Here is a 25,795-nt window from a genome sequence, read left to right as displayed (position 1 = left end):
CTGTCTCTAAGCATATAGTAATTCTTGAATGTTGCTATAAGCTCAGTTCACAAATTTACGAGAGCCTGCATAGGAAGTGGATCGATACGTTTATGAAATGTGAGTTCACCTATGCAGGGTCACGGAAAAATGAAATGGAAATTCGCTGTTTCATAAAATTCATGATTCTGTCATGATCCACTCCTTATTATTATAAGGAATGAAAAGAGAGAAGATGAAAATGAATAAAAATCATAAGCCAGTAAGAATAAAACTGGCACACATCAATGACACTCATTCCTACTTTGAGCCAACGTCATTACAGCTAAAATTACAAATCAACAAAGAAGTTACGCTAGAGCCTTACGTGAGTGCTGGTGGTTTTTCACGCATTGCTACACGCGTTGAACAACTCCGCGATGATGCGAAACGCCAAGGGCACGGAATGTTATTTTTACATGCCGGTGATTGCTTTCAGGGCACTCTGTACTTTTCTTTATTTAAAGGCAAAGCCAATGCTGACCTGCTAAACGCGCTACAAATCGACGCGATGGCATTAGGCAACCATGAATTGGATATGGGTAATGAACCCGTAGCGCAGTTCTGTCAGCGTACCAATTTTCCATTACTTGCTGGTAACTGGGATCTGTCCAACGAATCAGTTTCTAAAACTCATCGAGTGAGTGATTGTGGCAATGTGCTGAGTTATCAGCATCAAACTCAAAGCGCGCAATATATGGTGAAAGAGTTTGATGGCGTACCAGTGGCCATTTTTGGTCTGTCGATCGATAAAATGAGTGATATTGCGAATCCCGACGCAGATACACCTTTCGTGGCAGCGATTGATACAGCTAAAGCGACGGTCGAGCAAATTCACGCGGCTGGAATAAAAAACATCATATTGCTTAGCCATCTGGGTTACGAAGGTGACTTAGAACTCGCAGAACAGGTGGACGGCATTGGGATCATCGTTGGGGGCCATAGTCATCGTCTGCAAGGCGATTTCTCATCGATAGGCTTAGGTAAAGACGACCAATACGGGGTGAACGTTAACGGGACGTATGTGGTTCAAGCTGGTTTCCATGCACTGACGATTGGACACTGTGTACTCGAGTTTGATGAAGATGGCAGAGCGACGATGCTAAATGGTCAAAATGAGCTTTTACTTGGCCGTCGTATATTTTGGGATTCTTCACTCAACCAACAACTGGACCAGGGCGTATTTGAAACAGCGTGTGACTTTATTCATGGTCAGCCAAATGTTGTCGTATGTAAAAAACACCCTGAGACGCAGGCGATTTTAACGGACAAGTACATACCACGCGTACGCGCACTTCAATCTCAGGTTATCGCGAATGTCGAAAATAAAAAACGTCACGTACGTATCCCTGATGAATTTGGCGGTAGCGAACTCGCTTCCGCGGTGGCGCATTCATTCTTGCACAGCTTAAATCAACGTGGACATGAAATTCAGTTCGCCATTCACAACGCTGGTGGCGTAAGAACGTCACTCAACCCGGGCAAACTTACGATTGCCGATGTTGCCGGACGTTTATTGCCATTTGCCGTTCCTATTGGTTTTTATAACGTGCAGGGAAGAGTGATTCGCCGAGCTTTAGAAGGCGCAATTAATAACGCGTTGAACAATGGTGTCGAAGGCACCGGATCTGGTAGTTATCCGTACACATACAACCTGAACTTTGAGTACAAAGCCCATCTTCCCAAAGGGAAACGCATTACCGTATTAGAGATCTTCAACGAGAATCGCTGGATCAACGTACAAGATGAGGTTTGGTATCGTGGTACCTCATCGGCATATACAATGAAAGGCAAAGAAGGTTACGAAGCCCTATTGGATATGGAAGGTGAGGGAAGTGTCAGCAATCTGTCTATGGCGGATTGTTTCATTGAACTGCTCACTGACGACCCTAACTGCTTGAACCAAAATCACAAATTCTATACTCAGCAGCGTAGTTAGCCATTTTGGGTACCCATCTTGCTTATCTTTCCATGATAAATGGGGTGAAGGTAAAACGGATGTGGAATAAAGACTGGAGTGATGTTGCGGTAGTTGTTGCTTGGGTTGCCGCTTGGTCATTACTAGCACATTTTATGCCTGTGATGGGATATTGAGCTGAGCAAAATATTAAGAAAAGGGAGCACAGTCGTGCTCCCTTTTTTATGGGCATCACATTCATTAATGTAATGCTTTGAATGTCATAAAGTATCTCTGCCTTATCGATAGCTATTCTTTGTTGGAAAATTAAAATGACAGGCGTATGATGGCCCCGTTTGGGGAGTAGTTAGCGCAAGTTTACTTATCGTCATCTCGTTAAGCGTATGCTTATCCGGTAAGTAAAGGTGTCATTGATTCATTTAATTTGGCACTTCAACGAGACCAACGCATTCAACAATTGGCAGACACATGATTCATGTGGCTGTTGGTTTATATTGTATGCGGAAGGTCACCAAACCAGTGGTTCTTCCGCGTAGGAGGAATCATGTCTCTTATTGAAAATACCACCCAAGTTAGTCAATCGGTTCTGCTTCAAGAATCTCTCAATATGTATGCCGTTTTCGGGCTAGTTACACTCGTTTTAGTCGCGCTTGATATTTACCAAACGCGCGGTGGCGTTGTGTCGATGAAAAAAGCCATTGCTTGGAGCATCTTTTGGTTTTTGTTGGCCTTTGTGTTTGCGGGTTCTATCTACCTTTTCTGGGATTTTTATGCGCCTCATAGCCACTATACCAATACAAAAGCGGCAGTTTCGTTCCTTACCGGGTATCTGCTGGAGAAATCACTCAGTGTTGATAACCTGTTTGTTTTCGCAATCATTTTTGCTCAGTACAACGTGCCTGAACATTTGCGACCGAGAGCACTGCTTTGGGGTGTGATTGGTGCTCTGTTACTTCGTGCCGTCATGATTGCTGTCGGGGCGCAGCTATTGGCTCAATATCACTGGGTATTGTACTTATTCGCGGCATTTCTGATTTGGACCGGTATTAAACTCGCGCAAGGGAGTGGTGAAAACGAAGAGGTTAACCCGTATCCGGAGAAGTTTATCCGTAAACTCATTCCAGTAACTGATGGTTACCACAATAACCACATGATAGTGAAGCAGGCGGGTAAGTGGTTGGCGACACCGATGTTCATCGTCGTAGCGGTGATCGCGGTAATGGATGTGATGTTCGCATTGGACTCAATTCCCGCGATTTTTGCAGTCACACGTGAACCCTTCTTGGTGCTTGCAGCGAACGTATTTGCGTTACTTGGGCTTCGCTCATTGTATTTTGTATTACAAGCAATGTTAGATAAGTTCGTTTACTTGAAGCCAGCTTTGTCTGTGATCATGATGTTTATTGGTGTGAAAATGCTTTTGGTTGGTACGGACTATGAAATACCGACGATTTGGTCTCTCACATTCCTAATCTTGGTGATGACCTCGGCCGTAGTCGCTTCGGTTTATAAGAACAAAGAAGATGCAGTATCCAGAGTTAATATTACTAATCAAAAATATTGACGTGTTTGGTGTGTTAATTTGATATTGAATATTATCTGGTTAATAAAATGTTGCTAAATCGGGTTGAAAAATGAGGTAACTTAAAGTTATTCAAGCATTATTGGGCTATATTGAATAAATATTCGTCTGGCGAGTATTAGTATATCCAGTGTTTGTTATGGGTTTGTTTTATTAGAAAAAGTAATTCGAAAGGGTAGTTTTTGTCACTTTTTAAACTGAAACGATGTGACTATTATACACCCAACAAAACCTATTACTGCTTTAAAGAGAGGCAATCATGGCACAAGCAATGCAAATGACAAATGTAGCTTTACCAACCTCTATGGATAAGAAGACCTACTCGGTCAACTTCAAAGGATTGATTGCACACTTACTAGACATTCTTTTTGTAGATAACTCAACACCACGTGGTTACTACGCGGAAGATTTGTCAGCTCATATTCAGAAAGACATCGGTATGTATCGTTAATCTGAAGACAGTAATGAACAAAGCCAGCTTAATCGCTGGCTTTTTTGTATCTATTTCAGGGTCACCACAAGGCGGTATGACTAGCCACTCCATATAGCGAGCTGAAACAAAAACAGGGCTCCGACTGGAACCCTGTTTTTAGATAAAAGTAACGTCTATTACTTCTTACGACAGAACTCTGCGATCACATACATAGACTGACCACCGTTTGCCTTACCAGAAACCAATTTTGGATCGTCGCCAAGACTGATACCACGGATAACCGTACCTTGTTTGATTACTTGGTTTGTGCCTTTAACTGGTAGATCTTTAATTACTGTTACATCGTCACCTTTTTTAAGTTCAGTGCCGTTACAGTCAACCGTTTTATCATCAGCAGACATACCCTTCATGGCCCAGTTCATTTGCTCTTCTTCCATGTACATCATGTCAAGAGCATCTTGAGCCCAGCTTTCAGTGTTTAGGCGAGTCAGTTGGCGCCATGCAGTAACTTGTACTGCTGGCACTTGGCTCCACATGCTGTCATTTAGACAACGCCAGTGGTTAATGTCTTTAGGTTCTTCGATCTCGCTTAGACATTTGTCACAAACCATAATAGCGGTATCAACTGTTACGTTACCGTGTGGTGGAACAGCGTAAGCAGTTAATGGAGATTCAGAAGAACATAGTTCACATTTTGACTCGCAGCGTGCAAGCAAAGTAGATTCGATAGACATAAGGACTCACCTTAGTAATGTTATTTTGTGGCGGTATTATCCACTTTATCCTGATAAATAAAAGGGTGTTAGGGAATTTAGGTTTGGTTTTTACAATATTGCAACTTGATTAATGTAAATATGTAAAACATTTGGTAATAAAATTGATGTCGGAATATAAAAGCTCATTGTAACTATAAACAGGCATGAATCTTTTTGCGCTCCTGCCATGCAAATGCCCCCAATAATTGAAGATCAACTATTGAGGGCATAACAATAGGACTTAGGGTTTCAGTCTTAGATTTTATATCTGATGTTTATTTCAGAACTGACGTGTTAGAAACACCCGTTAACACATTATCCATTAGGAAATCGGTGTTCTCGGTTTGCATTTCGATGTAGTGATCGAGGTCAGCCAAAGTACCACTTGGTGATGCAAACGTACTGTGTGTCGCTGTCGAGTTGAACTGAACGAAGCTCGCCGTTGCTGAGACTGCTGGGTCTGAACTATTAACCTTCTTTAAGCCTAGTTTCTTGGCCAGTGGTTCTGTACCTGCGAATAGTGCGTTGTTAACGCTATTCGGAACTACTGAATCACCCTCAGTTTGTGTCATAAAGAATGGTGTTGATAGCGTACCTGAAGACATCAAATCACTAGCGTTAGTGAATGGGTCAACAGTATCGAGCGTTGTCTGAGCAGCGTAGATGAACTGAGAGAAGCCAGAGCCTAATTCAGTTAGCTGCGCTGCAGTGGCCAGACCTTCAAAGGTCTCATAACAGGCTTTTGCATCTAATTCGGTACATTGTGCATCAGCAAATGACATGTAGCCCGTTGAAGCAGCGTAAGCCAGATTATGCTTTATCTGAGGCCCGAAGTTTGCCGAGCCCAGTAGCAAGTTACCAATTTGACCACCTGAGTTCTGGATAGAAGCCGCGCTAAACGAATAGAGCGCATCTGCCGTTGGGCTACCTAGAGAATTATTGGCTGCTGCAACCGCAGATGTACCAACGATACCGCCTAGCGAATGACCCAACATCTTAACTTGCGAGCCAGCCATTGGGTTGAAACCCTGAAGAGGCCCAGTTGCTAAAAGACCACCTTGTGCCGATACGACCAAGCTTGCACGAAGGCCCAGAACGTCCAGTACACTTTGACGTAAATTGTCACGAGCTACCGCTAAGTTCGACAGGTTCAGATAAGCTAGAACGTTCGCATTCGCCGAGCGTTGTTCATCAAGGCTACGTGTGCCATGCATAGGCAAGTCGATAGCAATAACGGCAACGCCTGCTTTAACCATGTTGTAGGCAAACGCATAGGCAGTTTCTTTTGATGACGTGATGCCGTGTTGATAAACCACAACGTCTGTTGCAACACCTGACTGCGGTGTGAATAGAAGAAACTCTACATCTTCAACAGACTTAACTGCAGGAACAGGAGAATAACGCGTAATAATACGTTCACTGTCTAATTGGCTACCGTCGCTCAGATACAGGGTAGAACCAACCAGCTTAAGCTGTTCCGTCGGATCACTTGCCAGCTTCGTTACATCCACAGGGTTCTCTGCGAAAACACCGGTAGAAAGCTGCTGAACCATATTCGCTTGCTCGTTTGGATCGGCGAGAGCAGCGCTAAGTTTTGCAAGGCTTGGCATTGCAGAAACCATTGGCTGCATGTTCCAATCTGCACCTTTCTCAAGGTAGTAAGGGAGTTTTACCGAGCCTTGAGTCACATTCACGCTAGCGCCAGAAGCGTTGTAGAGGCCTTTTATCGCCGTCTTAGCTGCGTCTAGGTCACTAACGTATTGATTGAAATCCTGGTCATTATCAAGAGCCGTTACAAAATCCTCGGTCGTACCAAACGTCATGGTATAAGCGGCCGCGAGATCAACGGAATTATCATTTGAATCTGCTTTATACACGTTATTCAGCGTGTTCACGCCAGTAGCGAAGCCTGTTGCCGTCACGCCTTTCACTGCGGCTAGAGTATCACCCACAGATTGCGTGCTAAACCAAGATGAGTAGACAATATCATCAGGGCTAACACTTGCTAAGCCGAAGATACCTTCAACTGCCGTTGTCACTGCTTGAACAGAAGCTAAGTCACCGGTTTCGTACACGACTTCCTTGCTTTTGGCGATAGCGTAGTTCGAAGACGTACCGATCGGGTCGCCATTAACATCAGTTATGTCTTGCGTTACAGCAAAAATGTACTCGCTCGATTCGTCCAGCGCATCCATAAACTGGATATAGAGTGAATTACCATTGGTTTGGACAACATAATCTGTGCCGAGTGTCAGAACTTCTTCGATCGGATTGCTGGTGCCATCCCAATCAGTCAGGCGCGTATTGATTTTGATGACTTTTACACCCGACGTCACCATACCTGTAGCAAATCCATCACCGTCGAAGTTTAATACGATAGGCATTGATGTAGACCAACCATCCATAGTGTTCATCGAGGCTCTTGGATTGGTTAATGCGTCATCGCCTTCGGTCGGCAACCCTAAAGTGCCATCGGTCGAATCCATCAGTAGGTAGGATGGGGCAGGAACCACTGCATTCGCACCTTGAAGGGTAAATTGAATTGATGTCTGGCGATCAAGTAATGCCTGAACAGCAGGTTCAAATCCTATTTGTTCCGAGGTGCCTCGACTGGCAGACTCGTCACCACAACCAGCAAGTAGGATGGCAGAACAAAGCAGAGATAATTTAAAAGTATGTTTCATTGGTTTACTCCGTTAAACCTACTAGTTGAAGGTGTAATTCATTTGTACTGAACTGATGTAAGCCATACCGTCAGAATCGAATGTCAGCTCTTGGCCAGATGCGTTAGTTTCTTTGAAAGAACTGTCTTCACTCTGCACTAAAGTGAAACCAGCATCAAAAGACAGGTTGTCGTTCCACGCGTAAGTTAAACCAGTGCTATACCAGTAGCGATCCGTATCTGGGATGCTCAATGTTGGCTTACCAGCCTGCTCGTCGTATGCAACACCCGCACGGAATGTCCAGCTAGGGTTCAGCGTGTAAGTAGCACCAACTGAATAACGGTTGTTATCATCGTATTTTTCTTGTTTGGAGAAACACACGCCGTTGTTACATTGGTCACTGGTCGCTCGTAGTTCAGTAAATTGACTCCAGTTGGTTAGCATCCAGCTGTAGTGAAACGCCCATTGGTCATTGACTTGGTGAAAGCCCGATAGCTCAAAGATAGAAGGAAGCGTGATCTTTATACGTCCGTCGACTTTGGCTGCGGTTGCGATACCAGAGTCGTAACTACGGAATTCACCTTCTTCGAAATCAAGGTCAACTTGTGAACGGTAGCCGATACCAAAACGGTTGTTCTTATCCACTTCATACAGGGCTCCAAGGTTCCAACCCCAGGCAAACGTCTCATCTTCCATGCTGATCAATTTGTCAGACTTTTGGCTTCCTGGTCCAAACAATGGTGCTAGTGAACCTTTATGTCGTGTTAACTCAGCTTCGGCATAAACCAGACTCACGCCGCCAGCAACACTAAATGCATCATTGATACGATATGCAAGGTTTGGATTTATGCTGACCGACATTAGCGATGTGTTACCTGCCAGATCGCCCGCAGAAATATCCGTTGGATACTCCGTTGCAACACCGTACGTTGTAAACATGCCGATGCCCCAAGCAAACTTATCGTTGATAGGACTGACATAGTAAGCAGCAGGAACTGCGGCCAAAGGTGCTATGTCATCAGAGTGTTCATCATAAAAAGTGTCATAAATGTTTATTTCAGGATCAATCACGCTTATAGCGCCTGAAAACTGAGCTTGTTCGAAAAGTGTCATGGCTGCCGGGTTTCGTGCCAGAACACTGGCATTGTCTGCGACAGCGGCTTCGCCTGAAAATGCTCGACCAAGACCAGATGCTGAATGTTCAACAACCTGAAAACCCGCTGATTGGGCATTACACGCAAACAATATCGAAATTGTAAGCAGAGAGCAGCGCTTCTTGTTCATCCTTGACCCTCCTGGGGTGTCTTTAAGCTAGACCGTAGTCCTTTTAATTGTTGTGTAGTGATGAGGCCATTGTTTGTTATGAATTATGTTCACAATGTAAATGCAATGTTAAACGTATGTTTAATTAATTGTCAAAGATTGAGGTGAATTTGTTTTTTAAATTTGATGCATAGGTCAAACGTTGGTAGGTAAGCTTATGTATTGTCTTTGTATTTTTTATACGAATGGTTAGACCAGAATTATTTCGTAACACTAATGGATAAAAAGCGTTCAAAAGGCTGGCAATTAGGCTTTATGAAAGCCATATAACCTCTGATAAACTTGGTATTTTGAATTTTTAGGTCATTAGGCTAGAGCACGTTGGAATTACTACATATTGAATTTTTAGGCCGATCACTCAGATTGGAAGGATCAATGGCGGGCTGGCAGCAGTTGTATTGGGACAACACACTAGTCTCTCAGATTGATGCCAGTGAGAACGAGTCTGAGCGAAGCTCACATCAGTTTAAACTTATGGCTGGTGAAGAGGTATTGCAGTGTGAGCTAGATTGTGCAGTTCAGTGGCAGCCTTTCAGTTTGTCATATCACGTCAAAATGAATGACACTCTAGTGACTAGTGGTTCTCGAAATGAGAAAGATATTGAACGTCAGACACCACAAGTCGCCCCTCCAAGTGAAAAGCGCTTAAGCCTAATTGGTATCGTATCGTTAGGTATGAAAGCCTTAAAAAGTGCCAAAGTCATTAAAGTGGCATTAGCTTCCGCTAGTTTGGCCGCATACTCTTGGTTGTTCTCAATCGAGTTTGCCCTCGCACTGATTGCCTGCCTTGTGTTTCACGAATGGGGGCACATTAAAGCGATGAAGTACTTTGGTATGAAAACCAAGGGTATTTACCTGATTCCATTTCTGGGTGGGCTTGCGTTAAGTGATGAAAAAATCAACACTCGCTGGCAAGATGTGGTTATCTCCATTATGGGACCGTTTTTTGGTTTGGTATTGAGTATTGTTTTTACTCTTCTGTATTGGGTAACTGGTGAGATAACGTTTGCTGGTCTCGCCGTATTTAACGCATTGCTAAACCTATTCAATTTATTACCAATTTTGCCTTTAGACGGCGGGCATGTGTTGAAGAGCATAACCTTCTCCATGAATACCTGGGTTGGGTTAGCGGGCAGCGTAATCACCGCGATACTTGGTATCGTACTGAGTTACTCACTTGGTTTAACGCTACTTGGCTTTTTATTGATCATGGGGATGCTGGAAGTGGTCATGGAATGGCGAACCCGTCACCACAGTCATTTATTGCCACTAACACGTTATGGGCAATTGTTTTCTTTTGCCTGGTATGTCGTATCCGTTGGTGGTTTCGTGGCTATTATTTGGTATTTCGCGAGCCTGGGAGATAGCTTACTCAGTTTACCGATGCAGATTTTAGGCACTTAAACCCCTAACTCCGAATGTTAAAAAAGCTCCAAAATGGAGCTTTTTAAGTTTCTTCACGCGTCGTTTTCTAAATGGGACTTAACCACACTTCGGCGCTTTAACGTTGTAATTAGGTAGCTTTCTTATTGTCGCTTGTAGCTCTTTAATACGCGTGCTGTGCGAAGGGTGAGTGGAGAAAAATTCAGGCGGCTGAGCACCACCAGATGCTGCACTCATATTTTTCCATAGATCGATGCTCTGGTTTGGATCGAAACCCGCTTTTGCCATGTAATCGAGGCCAACAATGTCGGCTTCGGATTCCTGAGTTCTTCCGTATGGTAAAATCACACCGTATTGGACACCAGCACCTAATGCTGCCATCGTCATTTCTTGATATTGCTTATATTCTGAAGCGCCAATAACAACGTTAGCAAGCGATAACCCCGTGTTTGCTAACTGGCTTTGAGATAGGCGTTCATTACTGTGGTCTGCAAGAACGTGCGCGACTTCGTGACCAATGACCGTTGCCAGCTGATCCTGGTTTTTGGCAACGCCAAGCAAACCCGTATACACACCAATTTTTCCGCCAGGCAGAGCAAAGGCGTTGACCTGTTTACTGTCAAATACAACAACCTCCCAGCTTTGGAACCCTGGTTGCGAGGGAATGACATCTGTTACGTGTTTAGCAACACATTGAACGTAAGCGTTCATCTTTTTATCTTTACTGATTGGGATGTCTTTCTTCATTTGGTCGAAAGATTTCGCCCCGAGAGAGGACATCTCTTGATCAGAAAACATCAGAAGCTGATTACGACCAGTAGGAGATGCACTACAAGCTGTTAAACCTGCGACGGCCAAAAGAGCAGAAGCTTTAATCCATACCTTCATATTTGGTTCCACATATTTATTTCTATTTCGATCAACAGTATATACGTAATTATCGAGTATAAAAGAGCATCTTGCCGTTGTAGTTATGCCTTGAAGTAGAGACGTAATAGAGACTATGCTAGGCAATTCCTAATCCATAGTTACCAACACTTTAAAAATAAGACCATAAAATGAGCATTTGGAAAAAGCCAATCAGTGTAGAGATACTTAATGCAACGTCAAAAAACACTATGATGGAGCATTTACAAATTGAATATACCGAATTCACCGACGACTCCGTTAGCGCAACCATGCCAGTGTGTAGTATTACGCATCAACCGTTAGGGCTGCTGCATGGAGGCGCTTCTGTTGTACTAGCGGAAACGCTGGGTTCGGTTGCAGCCAACTTCTGTGTGGGTGAAGGAAGCTATTGTGTTGGCTTAGACATCAATGCCAACCATGTTAGAGCGATGCGCAGTGGATACGTTATCGGTACAGCAAAGCCATTGCATTTGGGCGTCTCAACTCAGGTTTGGCAGATCAATATTACCGATGAGCGTGATCGCTTAGTCTGTACCAGTCGTTTGACTATCGCTGTGAAACAGCAAAAATCGAAGTGAGTCTAGACTAAGATGGTCATTGAATTCTCACTGGGTAAAATCATCGCGACACAACGTGAAATCGTTATTAAGTTATCCGGTGCTTCCATGGTAACACTACAGGCTCAGACGGATGCCATTCAACTTCTCGGAAGCGGTGCAAACGTGGTGTTGTGTCATGGTGCGGAGTGTAAGTGGTCGATAAAACTCGATAACGAGGAGCAACTCATTCTGATTTCAAAAGAAATTGGTATAGATATTCAATAAATTACCCATCAAAATTTGCACTTTTTCATAAAAATGAGGAAACTTGGTTTATTGACATCTAAACAAGATTTTCCTCTTTATGAGTAGTCCGCGCCTACGTGTTCAGTTTGAAACACTATTTGAAAAATTCTCTGGAAACGATACAGAAGTTCAGCTCGAAGATATTACTGAAGCGCTGTTTTGTACGCGTCGTAATGCTCGCATTGTTCTCAATAAACTAGAAGAAGAGGGTTGGATTGAGTGGCACCCAGCCGCGGGTCGAGGAAAGCTCTCTAAGCTGGTATTCAAACGCAGTCGTAGCGATGTAAGTGAAAATCTGGCAAGACGCTATCTGGATGAAGGAAAAATTGGCCAGGCATTGGAGGCGTTAGATAACGACGCGACCAGACTCACTCAGGTCATTCAAGGTTATTTGGGACTTCAGCACCGCCAAGGTGAGCAGGTTATCCGTTTACCTTATTACCGTCCACTGGCGATGCTGAATCCACAAAAGCCAATGCGTCGCTCAGAACAACATATCGCAAGACAAGTTTTTAGTGGCCTGACTCGGCTGGATGAAAATGAACAGCTTAAACCCGACTTAGCTCATACTTGGGAGTCGTTAAGTGATACACACTGGCGTTTTTATTTACGCCGAGGAGTACGATTCCACAACGGTGAACTTCTCACAACGGATTGTGTTTTGGAAAGCGTTCGTGCACTAAGTGGCTTAAACCTGTTTTCGCATATCTCGAAAGTCTCATCACCTTTGCCTTGGACGGTTGATATAGAGCTTGTACGTCCAGACCGTTACCTGCCTCTTGCATTAAGTGAATCTCACGCAAAAATTCTGTTACCTCAGGCACAACGTTCAGAAGGGTTTGATAGAAAACCGATAGGAACAGGTCCTTTTCAGGTCAAAGTGAACGATGATAAACGCCTTATTTTAACGGCGTTCGATGGATATTTCGGCTTAAGACCTTTATTGGATCAGGTCGAGGTGTGGGTAATTGACGAAGCTTATTCATCAATGGTTTACCCAAGCTTATCCAAGCCTCAGATGGACAAGCATGCTTCAACCGATGAGGTCGAGCTGGATCCTGGCTGTACATTTCTCTTACTCAACAAGAATACTGGCATAGCCAAAGACCCAAGATGGGCCGAGTTCTTTAGTCAGGTGTTAAACAGCCATCAAATATATGCTCATGTACCACAAGATAAAGTCATAGAGCTTGGTGTGTTACAAGCTTTTGGGATAAAGCCGGGCTGGATTGATTTAAGGCCAACACAAGCTGGTGCTGTACCTCAGCAAGGTAAAGTTATTTCAGTTGCATACCAAAAGAAACACCCGATGTTTCCCGTCATTGCTAAAGCGATTAAGAGCCTCTTGAAACCGCATGCTGTCGAGGTTGAGTTCATTCGATATGATAGCCAACCGCCGGAGCCAAACGCAGTAGATATTTGGATTAAAGCGATGGGTATCGCTACGAATCGAGATGATGCGCTCGCTGGTTGGCTGCTGGACTACAGTGACATTGAGACGTTTAGCTCCAGTTACGACTTTGCCGATTGGGCGGCGCTCGTAGATCAATGGCGTGCAGGCGTCTATGCGGAATTTCCCGCTCGTGAACTCGGTAAGCAGCTAGTCAAAAGTCATCAGGTGGTTCCGATGTTCCATTGCTGGCTGGGTGTGAATAAGGACCACAGCGGCGCATTACAAAATGCGAAATGTAACGCTTTGGGCTGGTTTGATTTTAGTAACGTATGGGTAAAACCGCACATACCCAATAATTTATAATTAACGATGGCAAAACCGAATAAAAAACAACCGACGAAAACCGTCGATATTTATTGCGCAAAATGCAAAGCTCAGCTGTTTAAATACCGTAAAGGTGGAAAAGGCGCTTTAGTAAAATGTTTTAAAGAGCGTATCGTAGAGGATTTTACACAAACACCATGTATTTGCCCTGGCTGCCAACAAGAGTTTGCTAGAGATACATTGGTAAGAGGCACGCCGGCATATAAAATGATTGGTGGTAAAGTGACAATGAAGTAGGGAGTTCAAAATGACCACAGAGCATGATTACTGCATAGTGCTAAGTACTACAGCGAATGAACAGAACCGGGATCAAATAATAAAAGGTCTGTTAGAAGCGAAGCTCGCTGCATGTATTCAAACGATGCCTATTGAGAGTCATTATGTCTGGAAAGGCGAAATTTGTAACGATACGGAATGGCTGTTAGTGATTAAAACTCGGCGTGAGTTGTACGAGCTGGTCGAAGAAAAAATTGAGAACTTGCACGAGTATGAAGTGGCTCAAATCGTACAAGTTCCCATTGTTGATGGTTTTAATCCGTACTTAGAGTGGCTTCGTGAGTCGACGTTGAGCCGACATTAGAATTAACGCGACGATAGCACCGACCGTGTCACATAGAATGTCTTTCTGGGCATCCCATATATCACCTTGTGAACCCAGAAAGGCAATGCCTTCATCGCCACCAGCAATAGCGGCGTACCACCACTCAATGATTTCATAGCCTGCTGCTAAAGACATAATGGCAAACAAGGCAAACCAACAAGAAAACTTAACATTGAGCTTCTTTTTATATATCAAATATTCTGCGATCGGGTAGGCGTACAAACCGATCGAGAAGTGCGCGACCCGATCAAAATTGTTTCTTTCTGATCCAATCAAATTGTTAAACCAGTCAAACGGAACTTCAGCGAACGTATATTTTGCTCCGACAGTATGCAGGCACAGCCAGATAAACATCAATACATAGGCAGTGTTACTAAATTGATATCGATTTGAAATAATCCAAATCGCAATCAGGATACCAATTGCCGGAAAAATTTCGGCAAACCAAACCGCCCGTGAGTTGGGCTCCAATGCTGAAAACAGAAACACGACGGCATAAATAATCGTTAGTCCCAACAGTGTAGAAGTGCTTTTCATAAGTTATTCGATCCTTCACTTGGTTTTTTACGACAAGTTAAACGAAATGAGTACTGCTCAACTTATCGATGTCATAATTACATTTAATTGAACGCTGTGCAATTGTTTGTTTTCAGTGATATTGATAACGATAACTGTTGGATAATGTACAGACCGCGCAACATTGAAGCGTTTGCGCGTGCACATTTCATTAAAGTTTGATTTACAACATGTCCGTACATAGAATCCGTGACTCAACCAAATAAAAAAGAAGTAAAGTCATGAAACTGGAAACTGTCGATTACCTTGCTGATGATGCTGCTCAACAGTTCGTTGCATCTCTACGCGAAACTGGGTTTGGCGTGTTAAAGAACCATCCTATTCCTCAAGAGTTGGTGGAATCAATTTACAATAACTGGCAGGCTTTTTTTAGCTCTGAACAAAAAAATGATTTTCACTTTAACGTTGATACACAAGATGGTTACTTCCCGCCTTCTGTTTCTGAAGTAGCGAAAGGGCATTCAGTAAAAGATATTAAAGAATATTTTCATGTTTACCCTTGGGGTCAGATCCCTGAGCAGCTGAAAGCCGAGATTCTGGAGTATTACCAGCGTGCGGATGCTTTTGCTCAAGAACTTTTGGGTTGGGTTGAGCAGTATGCACCTGAAGAAGTTCAGGAAAGGTTTTCAATCGCGCTGTCAGAAATGATCAACAACAGCCAAAAAACATTGCTTCGAGTTCTACATTACCCACCGATGACTGGTGAAGAAGAGCCGGGCGCGATCCGCGCTGCTGCGCATGAAGACATCAACCTACTTACTGTATTGCCAGCTGCAAACGAGCCGGGTCTACAGGTTAAGAGCAAAGAAGGTGAGTGGATCGATGTACCATGTGACTTCGGTAACTTGATCATCAATATCGGTGACATGCTTCAAGAAGCATCAGGTGGATACTTCCCATCAACAACGCATCGCGTTATCAACCCAACGGGTGGACGTCAGGATAAATCGCGTATTTCATTACCGCTGTTCTTACACCCGAAACCAGATGTGGTACTTTCAGAGCGTTACACTGCGCATAGTTACCTGATGGAACGCTTACGCGAACTTGGTGTAATTTAAACCTAATCGTTGACGACTAAGGCTGGTGGCTTGATGCTATCGGCCTTTTTTGTTTCTACTTTTAAGGAAGGAAAATTGGCATTACAAAGCGAGATAAATCAACACGGTGAGATAGATAATCCGTTGCTGTGGCCCATATTAGAGATCCTTAGAGAACACCCTTCAGGTTGGAAAGTACACACTTTAGCCAGTCAGCTAAGTGAACTTGGATATATTCACCAGTTTGACCCATCCCCAGATAAGGACTTGTTTAAAAGAAACTTCCTTATCATGAACGCGTTATATCTGCTTCAAGAACATTTATATCCGGAACAATGGCTTTGTGTCGATGCAATGGATATTACCCTTGAAGGGGCGGCAGACTCGTCACTTAACGCGATTGATCATCTCGATCCTTTGCGCGAGTATTACCTTAGTTGGACTCATTTTGAAGCAAGTGAGAGCGAAGTTCGCGGCCTACTCAAAGAATTTTGGCAAACTTATCAACGCTACATCGGCGGGCATTCTACCAGTGATATGGATAAGTCCAAGGCGCTGGCACTGTTTGAGTTAGAAAGTTCGGCAACGCAGGAAGAGGTCCGAAAACGTTGGCGTAAACTGGCTTTTCGTTGGCATCCTGACTGTGAAGGTGGTGACGCTGACCGTTTTAGAATGTTATGTAAGGCGTGGAACGTCCTTCGAGACAAGAAATAAAGGCAGCACAAATCGGCTGCCTTTATATTTGCGATGTCGTCGGTTAGTGTGACGGCTTGAATTGAGATTTACGCATACGGTTTAATGCTGCCATCACATCCAGTGTGCGAGGCTTAGCTAAGTCACCTTGTTTTGGTAACGATGCATGCCATTCTGCAGATAACATCTCTTCGATTTCTTTCGCTGGATTGTCACACCAGCCTGGAAGTTGTGCCAACTGGAACCACAGCCAACCAATCGTGTTCACTTCGTCAGCGGATTCCAACTGTTCCAGAGCACTTAAATCGGTAAATTCCTTACCGAAGCGAAGTGAATCTTTGCCCTTGGCATTCACGCGGAACTTACCATCGGTCAGGATATTCATTAACGCCACACGGTTTAACGCTCGTGGACGGAACGTTTTCAATGCTTCTTCCGATTCGTTATGACGCTGAGTTGGGTGCTGAGCGATGACCTGTTTCGCTTTCTCAGTCACATCGACCGCTTGGTAGTCGTGCATCTGAATAACGGTATCCGCCACATCCAGATAATCACCAGAACCACCCATTACGATGATCGTGGAAATATCGAGCTCATCTCTGAGTTGTCCGATGCGATCGACCAGTGGTGTAATCGGCTCATCGCCTTTCGCCACTAATGCCTGCATGCGCTCGTCACGAATCATAAAGTTTGTTGCCGAGGTATCTTCATCGATAAGCAGAGAGGTTGCTCCCGCTTCGATGGACTCTTGCAGCCATGCGGCTTGAGATGTTGAACCTGAAGCATCTTGGGTCGCAAAATCAGCGGTATCTTTACCCATTGGTAGATGATTAATGTAGTTCGACAGATTTAAGTGATGAACACAGCGTCCATCTTCAGCTCGAATCTTCATTGATTTATTGTCAGTGACAACATACTCACGACCATCTTCTGGAATGTGATCGTAAATAGAACGTTCAATAGCATTCAGTAAGGTCGATTTACCATGAAAACCGCCACCAACAATGAGCGAGATGCCTTTTGGGATACCTAAACCGGTAATATAACCTTTGTTTGGAGCATGCAGAGTCACCTGTAGCGATTCCGGAGCCTTAAATTCGACGGCATCTTTCATCGGTAAGTCACAGTTACCAGCTACGCGTGGAAGAACACTTCCATTTGCAACGAATGCAACTAAATTATTGGCTTCCAATTGTTCTCTAAGCGCATCTTGATCTTCCACAACCTGACAATGCTTTATCAGCGCATCTTTATCTAGCTCACGTTCGAGCGTTGCACGTCTAATAAATTTAGGTAAGTGGAAAGTCAGAATGTTATTGGCCTTCTTACCAAGTACTGAGCGGCCTTCAGCTGGAAGATTCACTCGAAAACGCAGTTCAATACCTTCTTCAGTAAACAGAACGGCAGTATTGTCGAGTACCGTTTGGCCGTTCAAAGCAATGGACACGGAGTTTTCTTGCTTGGCAAAAAGGTCAAAACTGCGAGCGATAAAATCTCGTGCAGCTCGCTGGAACGCCGCGGATTCATTTCTTAACCACTCAAGACCAGTTAGAGACCATTCGCGAGTTGCACGCAAGCGAGAAGCAGAAGCATAAGGGTCACCTTGAATGTGGTCGATAAACAAAGTGAAATCAGTAAAGTCATATTGACCTTTGATTTGCTGGTAAGCACGGTAGTTCTGCTTTTCAATTTTCTTAAGCGTGGCAGTTAACTGATCCATGAAAATATTGGCCTTTTTATTAGAAGCGGGCGGCGATTATAGGAATCACCGACTATAGAGTAAAGCAGAATACGGCAATATACCGGTAAGACTGACCGCTAAACTGGAAAATCCATAGCGAAATTATTTAGGCGCAAACTCGGACGAATAGGTGGGCCGCTCATCTAATGGATGCTGACTGAGTAGGCCTTGCTCAAATTCATTACAGGGCATGGGTTTACCATAGAGAAACCCTTGTACTACGTCGCAGCCTTCTTCAATTAAAAACTGCTCCTGGCTTGTAGACTCAACACCTTCCACGACGACGTGAAGCTCAAGCTTTTTGACAATGTGGATAATGGAGCGAATAATTGCTCGGTCGTTTTCTGATTTATCCATTTGCTGTACAAAGCTTTTATCAACTTTTATGGCATCAAATGGGTACTTCTTCAGATAACTAAATGAGGCAAATCCGGTGCCAAAGTCATCAAGTGACAATGTCACGCCAAGCTGATGAAGTTTATTGAGTGTCGTCACCGCAAGTGTTTCATCGGCGATTAAGGCACTTTCAGTGACTTCCAATTCGATAAACCGGGGTGGGAGATGAAACGCTTCTAGAAGGTGCTCAACCTGGTCGGCAAAGTTGACGTTTTGTAATTGGATAGGAGAGACATTAACCGCAATTTTAAAGTTATCCGTCATCTCTGACCATTGCTTGGCTTTTGCTATCGCGGTACGAAGAACAAATAATCCGACTTCAAATATTAAGCCATTCTGTTCGGCCATTCGGATCAATGCTTCGTTGGAGACGTCACCTAATACCGGATGCCGCCAACGCAATAAGGCTTCAGCGCCAACCCATTCGTGCGTGGTGGGGCTAACTTTTGGCTGAAAATAGAGCATGAGATCATCATTACGTACGGCTTGTAATAAATAGCCTTCTAGCTGGCTATGGTTGTTAAGGTCGTTTGAATGACTTTCACTAAAGTATCGGTATGCTTCCCCAGATTCTTTACACAACAGCATGGCATAACAGGCGTTTTGCAGCAGTTGCTTGGCGTTGCTATTTCTTTGGGCCCTGACCACACCGATGTAGGAGTGTAAGTAAACCTCAGTCCTATTATTGTAAAAGTTGCCCACGCTTACGCTGGAAATCTCTTCAAGTAATTGATTGAGCTTGCCCTCTACATCATCCCCAGAGACTAACAGCACCAAGTCATTAGAACTCGGTCTTCCTGTAACAAAACTGGAAACACGTTCGGAAAGGCGCGAATGAAATTCTTTGAGTATTTCGTCAAAGGCTTCGAATCCATATCGTGTTTGTATACTTCTCGCGTTACTAAAGCCGATATTGATGATGACGAGAGATTGCATATCATCTTTAAGCGCTTGAAGATATTTTTCAACTACCTGCTCTAAAGCGGACCGATTTAAGAATCCCGTGCCTTGATCGTGAGTTTTCTGATAGCTTACTTGTTTCTCTGCAGCTTTGCGCCGATCGATTTCTTTGGTTAATGAATAACTTAGTTGCGCAAGGTCTGTGGTTCTGTTTTCTACACGGTTCTGTAGTTCATGGTTCAGGCGCAATAGTTTGTGTTGCTGAAACACCACCGCAAGCTGAGCTTCAATGGAGTCTTTGAACGTGCTCATTAACTGAAGATACGTTTCACTGAACTTGTTAGCTTTAGAATCAAGCATACAAATAGTCCCGAACACCTCACCATTGGGCCAAAGTAACGGAAGGCCAGAATAGGATACCATTCCAAGTTTTATATCGGGGTTGCTGCACCACACTTCGTCTTCTGGGGCGTAAGGAACTATCAGCTCCTGCTGGTTATTAATTACATACTCGCAATATAAACCGCTGCCGTGTGATTCCTTGTCTCCGGACTTGTAAGGGTTTCCTGGCGTGTTGCTTGAGGTATTTACTTCAAGATAGTCCTGGTGGGCACGCATGATAAGTGTGGTCGGCACTTCACCTATTTGAGCAAGCAGGTTGACTATCTCTTGCCAACTTTTTTGCATGGAGTCAGGGATTTTATAATCTAATGTCTGAATTCTCCCCATATTGTCGTCCTTTACTGTAGTTTCACATCCTGTGAATTGAAGCCTATTGTGGCATTCGTTATTTATATCACTGCTTATACTCATTAAGTATAGAGGTGGGTCAGCGCGAGATATAAAAAAGTCCTGAAAATGATTCAGGACTCTTAATAGTTGCAAGTTGTCTCAGATTTGAAACGCGCGAAATGACACTTAAGGTTTAAGTAACGCTAGGTCTTCGATTGAAACGTCTTGAGAGTAGTCGACATCAGCCAAGTTGAAGCCATTGAGCTTCATGAATTCATCTTTGAAACCCTGATAGTCGCCAACCTGCTTGAAGTTATCGCCGTTCATTTGCTCAACAAGTTGTTTTACCTCTTGCTGTACTTGTGGGTCTAATTCAAGGTCATCGATTCTGATCAGCCTTTCGCCATCCACGGGAACAGTTGTGTGACTGTACAGCTTGGTGGTGAACAAGCGTTGCATCTGCTCAATGCATCGCTCATGCGTGCCTTTTTCTTTCATAACACGGTAAAGTGCCAGTAAATAAGGCGATAAGGCGGGGATGAACACACTCGCTTTGGTAACGAGCGCTTTACAAACGGTCGCATAAGCGCCACCACCAAAGTTAGCCAGCTTGAGGTTTAATGCATGGCTGGTCTGGTGAAGATCGATTTTTGCACGGCCTAAAGTACCGTCCAAGTAAATAGGGTGAGTGAGTTCTGGCCCCATGTATGAGAATGCGATGGTTTGGCAACCTTCAGCAAGTGACTCTGCATTGATTAACGCATCAATCCAGCTTTCCCAGTCTTCGCCGCCCATCACTTTGATGGTAGCTTCTGCTTCCTCTTCGGTTGCAGGCTGCAGAGTGCTCTCTACCCACTGATCATTTTCCAGCATGATAGACGCGCCAGTGACCGGTTCACCAATCGGCTTGATGACACTGCGCCAGAACTCATCACTGTTTGGTTTTGGACGAATACCTGTCGCCAGACTGTAAATCACTAAGTCTACTTCACCTTCGAAATAGGTCTCAATAGCCTCAATGACTTCAGTACGTACAGTGTCTGAGAACGCGTCGCCGACAATATTGATTGCAGTACGACCAGCATTATTCGCTTCTTGTTTGAAAAAGATATTGTTGTACCAGCCAGCACTACCAACGCCTTTCTCCGATGGACCATGTTCAAACGAGACGCCAATGGTATCGGCTTCTGCACCACCGAAAGTAAGCGCAATGCGAGCGGCAAGCCCAAAACCAGAAGAGGCACCAATAATCAAAACCCGTTTCGGTCCGTTTTTGATTTGCGGTGCTTGTTTTACGTAATCTATTTGCTCTTTTACTGATGCATGACATCCGTATGGATGTGCAGAACGAGCAACAACACCTTGAATTAAAGGTTCTATTCGCATGTTGTTATCTAACCTCGATGAATGAAATCGTGTTCAGAATAACCTAAAGTTAGATAACACTTATTGAGCTAGACCATTAAAACTACAAATGTTTAATCAATTCTTGAGCAACGAAATCAGCGATCCATGGCTGCGCTTCCGGCTTAGGGTGAAGGCCGTCATTCATCATCCAATCTGGCTTCGTAACCAGATGCTCCAGAAAGAAAGGCATTAATTGCACTTGCTGATGTTCTGCTAATTTTGGATAGATATCGTAAAACATGTCACTGTAACGTTTGCCGTAATTTGGCGGCACACGAATTTGCATCATGATGACTTCCGCACCAAAATCTTTGATCATAGTAATCATTTTGGAGAGATTTGACGTAATAAGCTTAGGCGGGAAACCTCGAAGGCCATCATTTGCACCCAGTTCAATGAGAACAATGGATGGTGAATGTTGTTCAAGAAGTTGAGGAAGGCGGGCCAGACCATTGCCAGTGGTATCACCTGAGATGCTGCCATTAATAACTGTTACAGTTTGACCATGTTCTAAAAGAACGTCAGGGAGTAAGCTAGGCCAACTCTTCTCAATCGGCATATTGTAGCCAGCACTTAGGCTGTCACCTAAAACAAGCAGTTTTTCGTTAGCGAACGCCGTAACAGAAAAACAAAAAAAGAGAACTAAGGAAAGTAATCGAATCATGCAAACACCTGTACTCAAAGCACCTATTGTTCAAGCGAATTTAGTTTCTAAACAAGTCTCTACTAATAACGAACGTTTAACAATCCTTAAAGATGTAAATATTGACATCAGAAAAGGAGAAAAAATTGCAATAGTTGGCACTTCGGGGGCGGGTAAGTCGACGTTAATGACGCTTCTTGCTGGCCTTGACACGCCGACATCTGGAGAAATTACTTTACTCGGTAACGAACTATCCAAGCTCGACGATGAAGAGCGTGCGAAGATTCGGGCAGATTCATTGGGCTTTGTTTTTCAGAGTTTCTTATTAATACCGAGTCTTACGGCATTGCATAACGTGACTCTGCCATGCTTACTGCGTGGGGACGTCGAAGATGAATTAAGAGCTTCAGAATTACTTAAAGCCGTTGGGCTAGAGAAACGGCTTGACCACCTTCCTAGCCAGCTTTCTGGTGGAGAACAGCAGCGAGTCGCCCTTGCACGTGCATTTATGACGCAACCGGAACTCCTATTTGCGGATGAGCCAACAGGCAATTTAGATCACCAAACCGCTGATAAAGTGATTGAGTTATTATTTGATCTCAATGAACAGCATGGCACCACGCTCATTTTGGTCACTCACGATAGTCATTTAGCTGATCGATGTGACCGTATTTATCGCATGGAGGCGGGTGAGCTTAAGGAGGCGATATAATGTCTGCATTATCTTCAAGTAACCAGAGCTCAGCAGAGCAGAGTGCCGCCCAGAAACACTCTTCAACCAAAAGCTTAATTCGTTGGAGTCTAGGGGAAATCAAACAAGGCAGCCTTTGGCCGATAAGTGTGGCGCTTGTACTCGTTATCGCCAGTATTTTTGCACTCTCTGCGTTGGCATCACGGATGGAGCAGGTGATCGTAAAACAAGGCAAAGATGCGCTGACCGCTGATGCGGTATTTGTCTCTGCCAACCCATTAACTGAATCCATTCTGAGTGCGACTGAATCGCTCGAAACCTCCCAAATGACTCGGTTTCCAACCATGGCTTTTAGTGATAACGGCATGCAGTTGATCTCCGTGCGAGCGGTCGATGAACAATATCCACTCATGGGCGACTTAGTTCTGACTAACAATCCTTCTGGGCGTGTTAAAGCAGGAGAGTTATGGCTAGACGAACGAATTTTGGCACAGTTAGATGTAATAATGGGTGACACTGTCACCATTGGTGATGCGGATTTTATCGTTTCAGGCGCTGTTCTGATGGAGCCAGGCTTAAGCTTTAATCCTTTTCAACAAATGCCTTCGGCGTATATACATCAAAGTGATGTTGCGAAAACAGGCGCGATACAAGTCGGCAGCCGAGTGCAATATCGTTTGTTTATCAAAGCAGACAACAACACACTTAAAAATCTACAAGATACCACTGAATTATCACCGAGTGATCGATGGCGAACTCAGGACAGTTCTAGCCGCAGTAACGAAATCTTCGAACGGACAACTCAGTATTTATCACTTACGGTTGCGATTGTGATCATCATGGCTTCGACGACGTTGGTTCTGACCTGCCAGAATTATGTAAACAGCCGAACTCAGACTATCGCCATGTTAAAGAGTCTGGGAGCAAGCCGACGTTGGATTGAAAAATGGCTATTTATCCAAGTGGCTATTTTGCTCATCAGTGCGAGTTTGGTTGGGTTGATATTGGGAAGTGGTCTCGAGTACCTGTTACGAATTCCATTGAAAGATTTATTACCTGATCCGCTACCTAGTTACGGTGTCACTCCATTTCTCGTCTCTTTCATCTCCGCGGTGTTGATCACCATTCCTGCACTGGGTATACCATTGTTAGGGCTGATTAAAACACCCGCATTAGAAGTGCTTCAGCAAGGCAAAGCGCAACGCTCATGGAAGCGAATGTTGCTTGTTTTAGTGCCAGTCATCCCTTTGTTAATCTTATATGCAAACAATACCTTAGTTTGGATTGTTCTGATTGGTATCGCAGCACTGTTTGTTGTTCTGGCTTTAGTGAGCGTCTCGCTAACTAAGTTATTTGCAAGCGTCTCGACACAACCAGCCATGAAACTGGCGCTTAGCCGGATCAACCGAACACCAGTCACCAGTGGATTGCAATTCGGTGCTTTGGCTCTATCGCTTATGTTGTTATCCATTATCTGGTTAGTACGCAGCGATATACTCGCCGATTGGGAAAGGACGCTACCAGCTGATGCGCCCAATGTTTTTGCTTTAAATATCGCTGAGTATGAACTCGCGGACTATCTGGAAACGCTGGATAAGAATGGCGTTACCCGGTCACAAGCTTTTCCTATCATTCGAGGACGTTTGACCGAAATTAACGGTCAAAATGTGAAAGACATCGAGTACGAAGGCGAAGAGTCTGATGCAATCCGTCGCGAACTTAATCTAACCTGGGGAGATAGCTTACCAGAGTACAATGAAGTGCTAGCAGGAGCCTGGACGAATCAAGCGAGCGTTTCTGTCGAATCTGAAGTAGCAAACGAACTCGGCCTAAAGTTAGGTGACAAATTACGTTTTGTTATCAACAGCCAAAACTTTGATGTGACAGTCGATACGATTCGACACGTTGAATGGAGAGATATGAAGCCAAACTTCTACTTTATCTTCTCTGAAGACGTTATGGAGAGTTTGCCAGGTTCATATCTCATAAGTTATCGAATCACAGAGGATAACCAAGCGTTGTTGACCTCGATGTCGCGAGCACATCCGACGGTATCTGTTTTAGATATCCGCACTATGGGTGAAAAAATTCAAGCATTGATTCAACAAATCGTATCTGCAATTACGATTCTTGCCTTGTTGGGAGTGGTTGCAGGGTTGCTACTTATCTTCACGTTATTACGTTTAAGCCTATCACAGCGTCAGCAGGAAATTCGCTTGTATCGGACGTTAGGATCCAGCAAAAAACGTATCAGCACCACATTGTGGGCAGAGTATGGAATCATGGCGTTAATTGCTAGCTGTGTGGCTGTATTTGCAGCGGAACTTTGTGTTGCTGCCGTGATGACGTATGGACTTGAACTTAATGCCCAGATACACCCAGAACTGTGGATAGCTTTACCACTTGCAACCTTTGCAACGTTAGCATTGGTTGTCATGAGTTTACTAAAAAGATTGTTAACACCAATAAACACTTAATTAGTAAAGCTCTCAAACAGTGATAACTCATCCATGACACTTTTATTGTAGTTATCCACAAAAACAGTGGATAACTTTTGGGATAACTGAAGAGTGCAAAAAGTAGGGTATTTCGACAGGCTTTATGCCGTGGGTGTTGTGGTAAATATCTTATTCACACCAGGCTAAAATTTGCTTTTACATAGAACGCAGTCAAGCACTTTTTCGCACTTTTTTTTGTTTTTAAAAACACGTTTTGAGGTCTATGCAAACCCATGAACTTTTTGTGATTTTAATCATGCTCAAAGACGAG

At 44.0% G+C, this 25,795-nt stretch carries 22 protein-coding genes; 13 read left to right on the top strand and 9 right to left on the bottom strand.

Going from position 1 to position 25,795, the window contains the following annotated elements:
- Nucleotides 1–214: 214 nt before the first annotated feature.
- The 3 genes from VEJY3_RS20130 to VEJY3_RS20115 all read left to right on the top strand — a co-directional run bounded on the left by VEJY3_RS20130 (nucleotide 215) and on the right by VEJY3_RS20115 (nucleotide 3,969).
- Entirely contained in the window at nucleotides 215–1,957 is a 1,743-nt protein-coding gene (locus tag VEJY3_RS20130; RefSeq protein WP_014234262.1) for a bifunctional UDP-sugar hydrolase/5'-nucleotidase, read from the top strand.
- Nucleotides 1,958–2,480: 523 nt separating this feature from the next.
- The gene (locus VEJY3_RS20120) at nucleotides 2,481–3,500 is read left to right on the top strand and encodes a TerC/Alx family metal homeostasis membrane protein (RefSeq protein ID WP_014234261.1); all 1,020 of its coding nucleotides are present in this window, start codon (nucleotides 2,481–2,483) and stop codon (nucleotides 3,498–3,500) included.
- 277 nt (nucleotides 3,501–3,777) lie between these two features.
- Nucleotides 3,778–3,969, top strand: coding sequence for a hypothetical protein (locus VEJY3_RS20115; RefSeq protein WP_014234260.1), 192 nt, complete (start codon nucleotides 3,778–3,780; stop codon nucleotides 3,967–3,969).
- A 158-nt stretch (nucleotides 3,970–4,127) separates the two neighbouring features.
- Here the strand turns inward: VEJY3_RS20115 and VEJY3_RS20110 are convergent, their stop codons facing one another.
- The 3 genes from VEJY3_RS20110 to VEJY3_RS20100 form a co-directional block, all read right to left on the bottom strand.
- Nucleotides 4,128–4,685 (bottom strand): PhnA domain-containing protein, encoded by a 558-nt coding sequence (locus VEJY3_RS20110; protein WP_014234259.1) that lies wholly within the window; start codon nucleotides 4,683–4,685, stop codon nucleotides 4,128–4,130.
- Between the two features lie 296 nt (nucleotides 4,686–4,981).
- A complete protein-coding gene (locus VEJY3_RS20105) occupies nucleotides 4,982–7,390 on the bottom strand; it encodes a VolA/Pla-1 family phospholipase (protein ID WP_014234258.1) in 2,409 nt (802 codons plus the stop codon).
- A 21-nt stretch (nucleotides 7,391–7,411) separates the two neighbouring features.
- Nucleotides 7,412–8,653, bottom strand: coding sequence for an outer membrane protein transport protein (locus VEJY3_RS20100; protein ID WP_014234257.1), 1,242 nt, complete (start codon nucleotides 8,651–8,653; stop codon nucleotides 7,412–7,414).
- 414 nt (nucleotides 8,654–9,067) lie between these two features.
- Between VEJY3_RS20100 and VEJY3_RS20095 the strand changes: the two genes are divergently transcribed.
- Nucleotides 9,068–10,096 carry a site-2 protease family protein gene (locus VEJY3_RS20095; protein ID WP_020334904.1) on the top strand — a complete coding sequence of 343 codons (1,029 nt, stop codon included), beginning with the start codon at nucleotides 9,068–9,070 and terminating at the stop codon, nucleotides 10,094–10,096.
- Between the two features lie 78 nt (nucleotides 10,097–10,174).
- Here the strand turns inward: VEJY3_RS20095 and VEJY3_RS20090 are convergent, their stop codons facing one another.
- On the bottom strand, nucleotides 10,175–10,963 hold the full coding sequence (locus VEJY3_RS20090) for a M48 family metallopeptidase (RefSeq protein WP_014234255.1): 789 nt from the start codon (nucleotides 10,961–10,963) through the stop codon (nucleotides 10,175–10,177).
- 170 nt (nucleotides 10,964–11,133) lie between these two features.
- Between VEJY3_RS20090 and VEJY3_RS20085 the strand changes: the two genes are divergently transcribed.
- The 5 genes from VEJY3_RS20085 (at nucleotide 11,134) to cutA (ending at nucleotide 14,186) form a co-directional block, all read left to right on the top strand.
- The gene (locus tag VEJY3_RS20085; protein WP_014234254.1) at nucleotides 11,134–11,562 is read left to right on the top strand and encodes a hotdog fold thioesterase; all 429 of its coding nucleotides are present in this window, start codon (nucleotides 11,134–11,136) and stop codon (nucleotides 11,560–11,562) included.
- 12 nt (nucleotides 11,563–11,574) lie between these two features.
- Entirely contained in the window at nucleotides 11,575–11,808 is a 234-nt protein-coding gene (locus VEJY3_RS20080) for a DUF3389 domain-containing protein (protein WP_014234253.1), read from the top strand.
- A 79-nt stretch (nucleotides 11,809–11,887) separates the two neighbouring features.
- The gene (locus tag VEJY3_RS20075) at nucleotides 11,888–13,585 is read left to right on the top strand and encodes an SgrR family transcriptional regulator (protein WP_014234252.1); all 1,698 of its coding nucleotides are present in this window, start codon (nucleotides 11,888–11,890) and stop codon (nucleotides 13,583–13,585) included.
- Nucleotides 13,586–13,591: 6 nt separating this feature from the next.
- Nucleotides 13,592–13,843, top strand: coding sequence for a hypothetical protein (locus tag VEJY3_RS20070; protein WP_014234251.1), 252 nt, complete (start codon nucleotides 13,592–13,594; stop codon nucleotides 13,841–13,843).
- A gap of 10 nt (nucleotides 13,844–13,853) precedes the next feature.
- Nucleotides 13,854–14,186 carry a divalent-cation tolerance protein CutA gene (gene cutA / locus VEJY3_RS20065; protein WP_014234250.1) on the top strand — a complete coding sequence of 111 codons (333 nt, stop codon included), beginning with the start codon at nucleotides 13,854–13,856 and terminating at the stop codon, nucleotides 14,184–14,186.
- Here the strand turns inward: cutA and VEJY3_RS20060 are convergent.
- Nucleotides 14,148–14,744 (bottom strand): DUF2238 domain-containing protein, encoded by a 597-nt coding sequence (locus VEJY3_RS20060; protein WP_014234249.1) that lies wholly within the window; start codon nucleotides 14,742–14,744, stop codon nucleotides 14,148–14,150. The two genes, cutA and VEJY3_RS20060, sit on opposite strands and share 39 nt — an antisense overlap.
- Nucleotides 14,745–15,004: 260 nt before the next feature.
- Between VEJY3_RS20060 and VEJY3_RS20055 the strand changes: the two genes are divergently transcribed.
- Entirely contained in the window at nucleotides 15,005–15,844 is an 840-nt protein-coding gene (locus tag VEJY3_RS20055; protein ID WP_014234248.1) for an isopenicillin N synthase family oxygenase, read from the top strand.
- 33 nt (nucleotides 15,845–15,877) lie between these two features.
- On the top strand, nucleotides 15,878–16,537 hold the full coding sequence (locus VEJY3_RS20050; RefSeq protein WP_014234247.1) for a DNA-J related domain-containing protein: 660 nt from the start codon (nucleotides 15,878–15,880) through the stop codon (nucleotides 16,535–16,537).
- Nucleotides 16,538–16,580: 43 nt separating this feature from the next.
- Here VEJY3_RS20050 and VEJY3_RS20045 read toward each other — a convergent pair whose 3' ends face one another.
- The 4 genes from VEJY3_RS20045 to VEJY3_RS20030 form a co-directional block, all read right to left on the bottom strand.
- Nucleotides 16,581–18,236, bottom strand: a complete 1,656-nt coding sequence (locus tag VEJY3_RS20045; RefSeq protein ID WP_014234246.1) for an ABC-ATPase domain-containing protein — start codon at nucleotides 18,234–18,236, stop codon at nucleotides 16,581–16,583.
- A 123-nt stretch (nucleotides 18,237–18,359) separates the two neighbouring features.
- Nucleotides 18,360–20,282 (bottom strand): EAL domain-containing protein, encoded by a 1,923-nt coding sequence (locus tag VEJY3_RS20040; protein WP_014234245.1) that lies wholly within the window; start codon nucleotides 20,280–20,282, stop codon nucleotides 18,360–18,362.
- A gap of 189 nt (nucleotides 20,283–20,471) precedes the next feature.
- The gene (gene fabV, locus VEJY3_RS20035) at nucleotides 20,472–21,671 is read right to left on the bottom strand and encodes an enoyl-ACP reductase FabV (protein WP_014234244.1); all 1,200 of its coding nucleotides are present in this window, start codon (nucleotides 21,669–21,671) and stop codon (nucleotides 20,472–20,474) included.
- Nucleotides 21,672–21,753: 82 nt separating this feature from the next.
- Nucleotides 21,754–22,356, bottom strand: coding sequence for an arylesterase (locus VEJY3_RS20030; RefSeq protein ID WP_014234243.1), 603 nt, complete (start codon nucleotides 22,354–22,356; stop codon nucleotides 21,754–21,756).
- Here VEJY3_RS20030 and VEJY3_RS20025 point away from each other — a divergent pair.
- Nucleotides 22,355–23,047 (top strand): ABC transporter ATP-binding protein, encoded by a 693-nt coding sequence (locus VEJY3_RS20025; RefSeq protein WP_014234242.1) that lies wholly within the window; start codon nucleotides 22,355–22,357, stop codon nucleotides 23,045–23,047. The two genes, VEJY3_RS20030 and VEJY3_RS20025, sit on opposite strands and share 2 nt — an antisense overlap.
- Complete coding sequence (locus VEJY3_RS20020; RefSeq protein ID WP_014234241.1) at nucleotides 23,047–25,503, top strand: ABC transporter permease; 2,457 nt, start codon at nucleotides 23,047–23,049, stop codon at nucleotides 25,501–25,503. The genes VEJY3_RS20025 and VEJY3_RS20020 overlap by 1 nt, the downstream gene beginning before the upstream one ends.
- Nucleotides 25,504–25,795: the final 292 nt, after the last annotated feature.

This window comes from Vibrio sp. EJY3 (genome assembly GCF_000241385.1).
GTDB classification, from domain to species: Bacteria; Pseudomonadota; Gammaproteobacteria; order Enterobacterales; family Vibrionaceae; genus Vibrio; species Vibrio natriegens.
The sequence above is the reverse complement of the archived record's forward strand: the minus strand, read 5'-3'. Positions and strand labels throughout refer to the sequence as shown.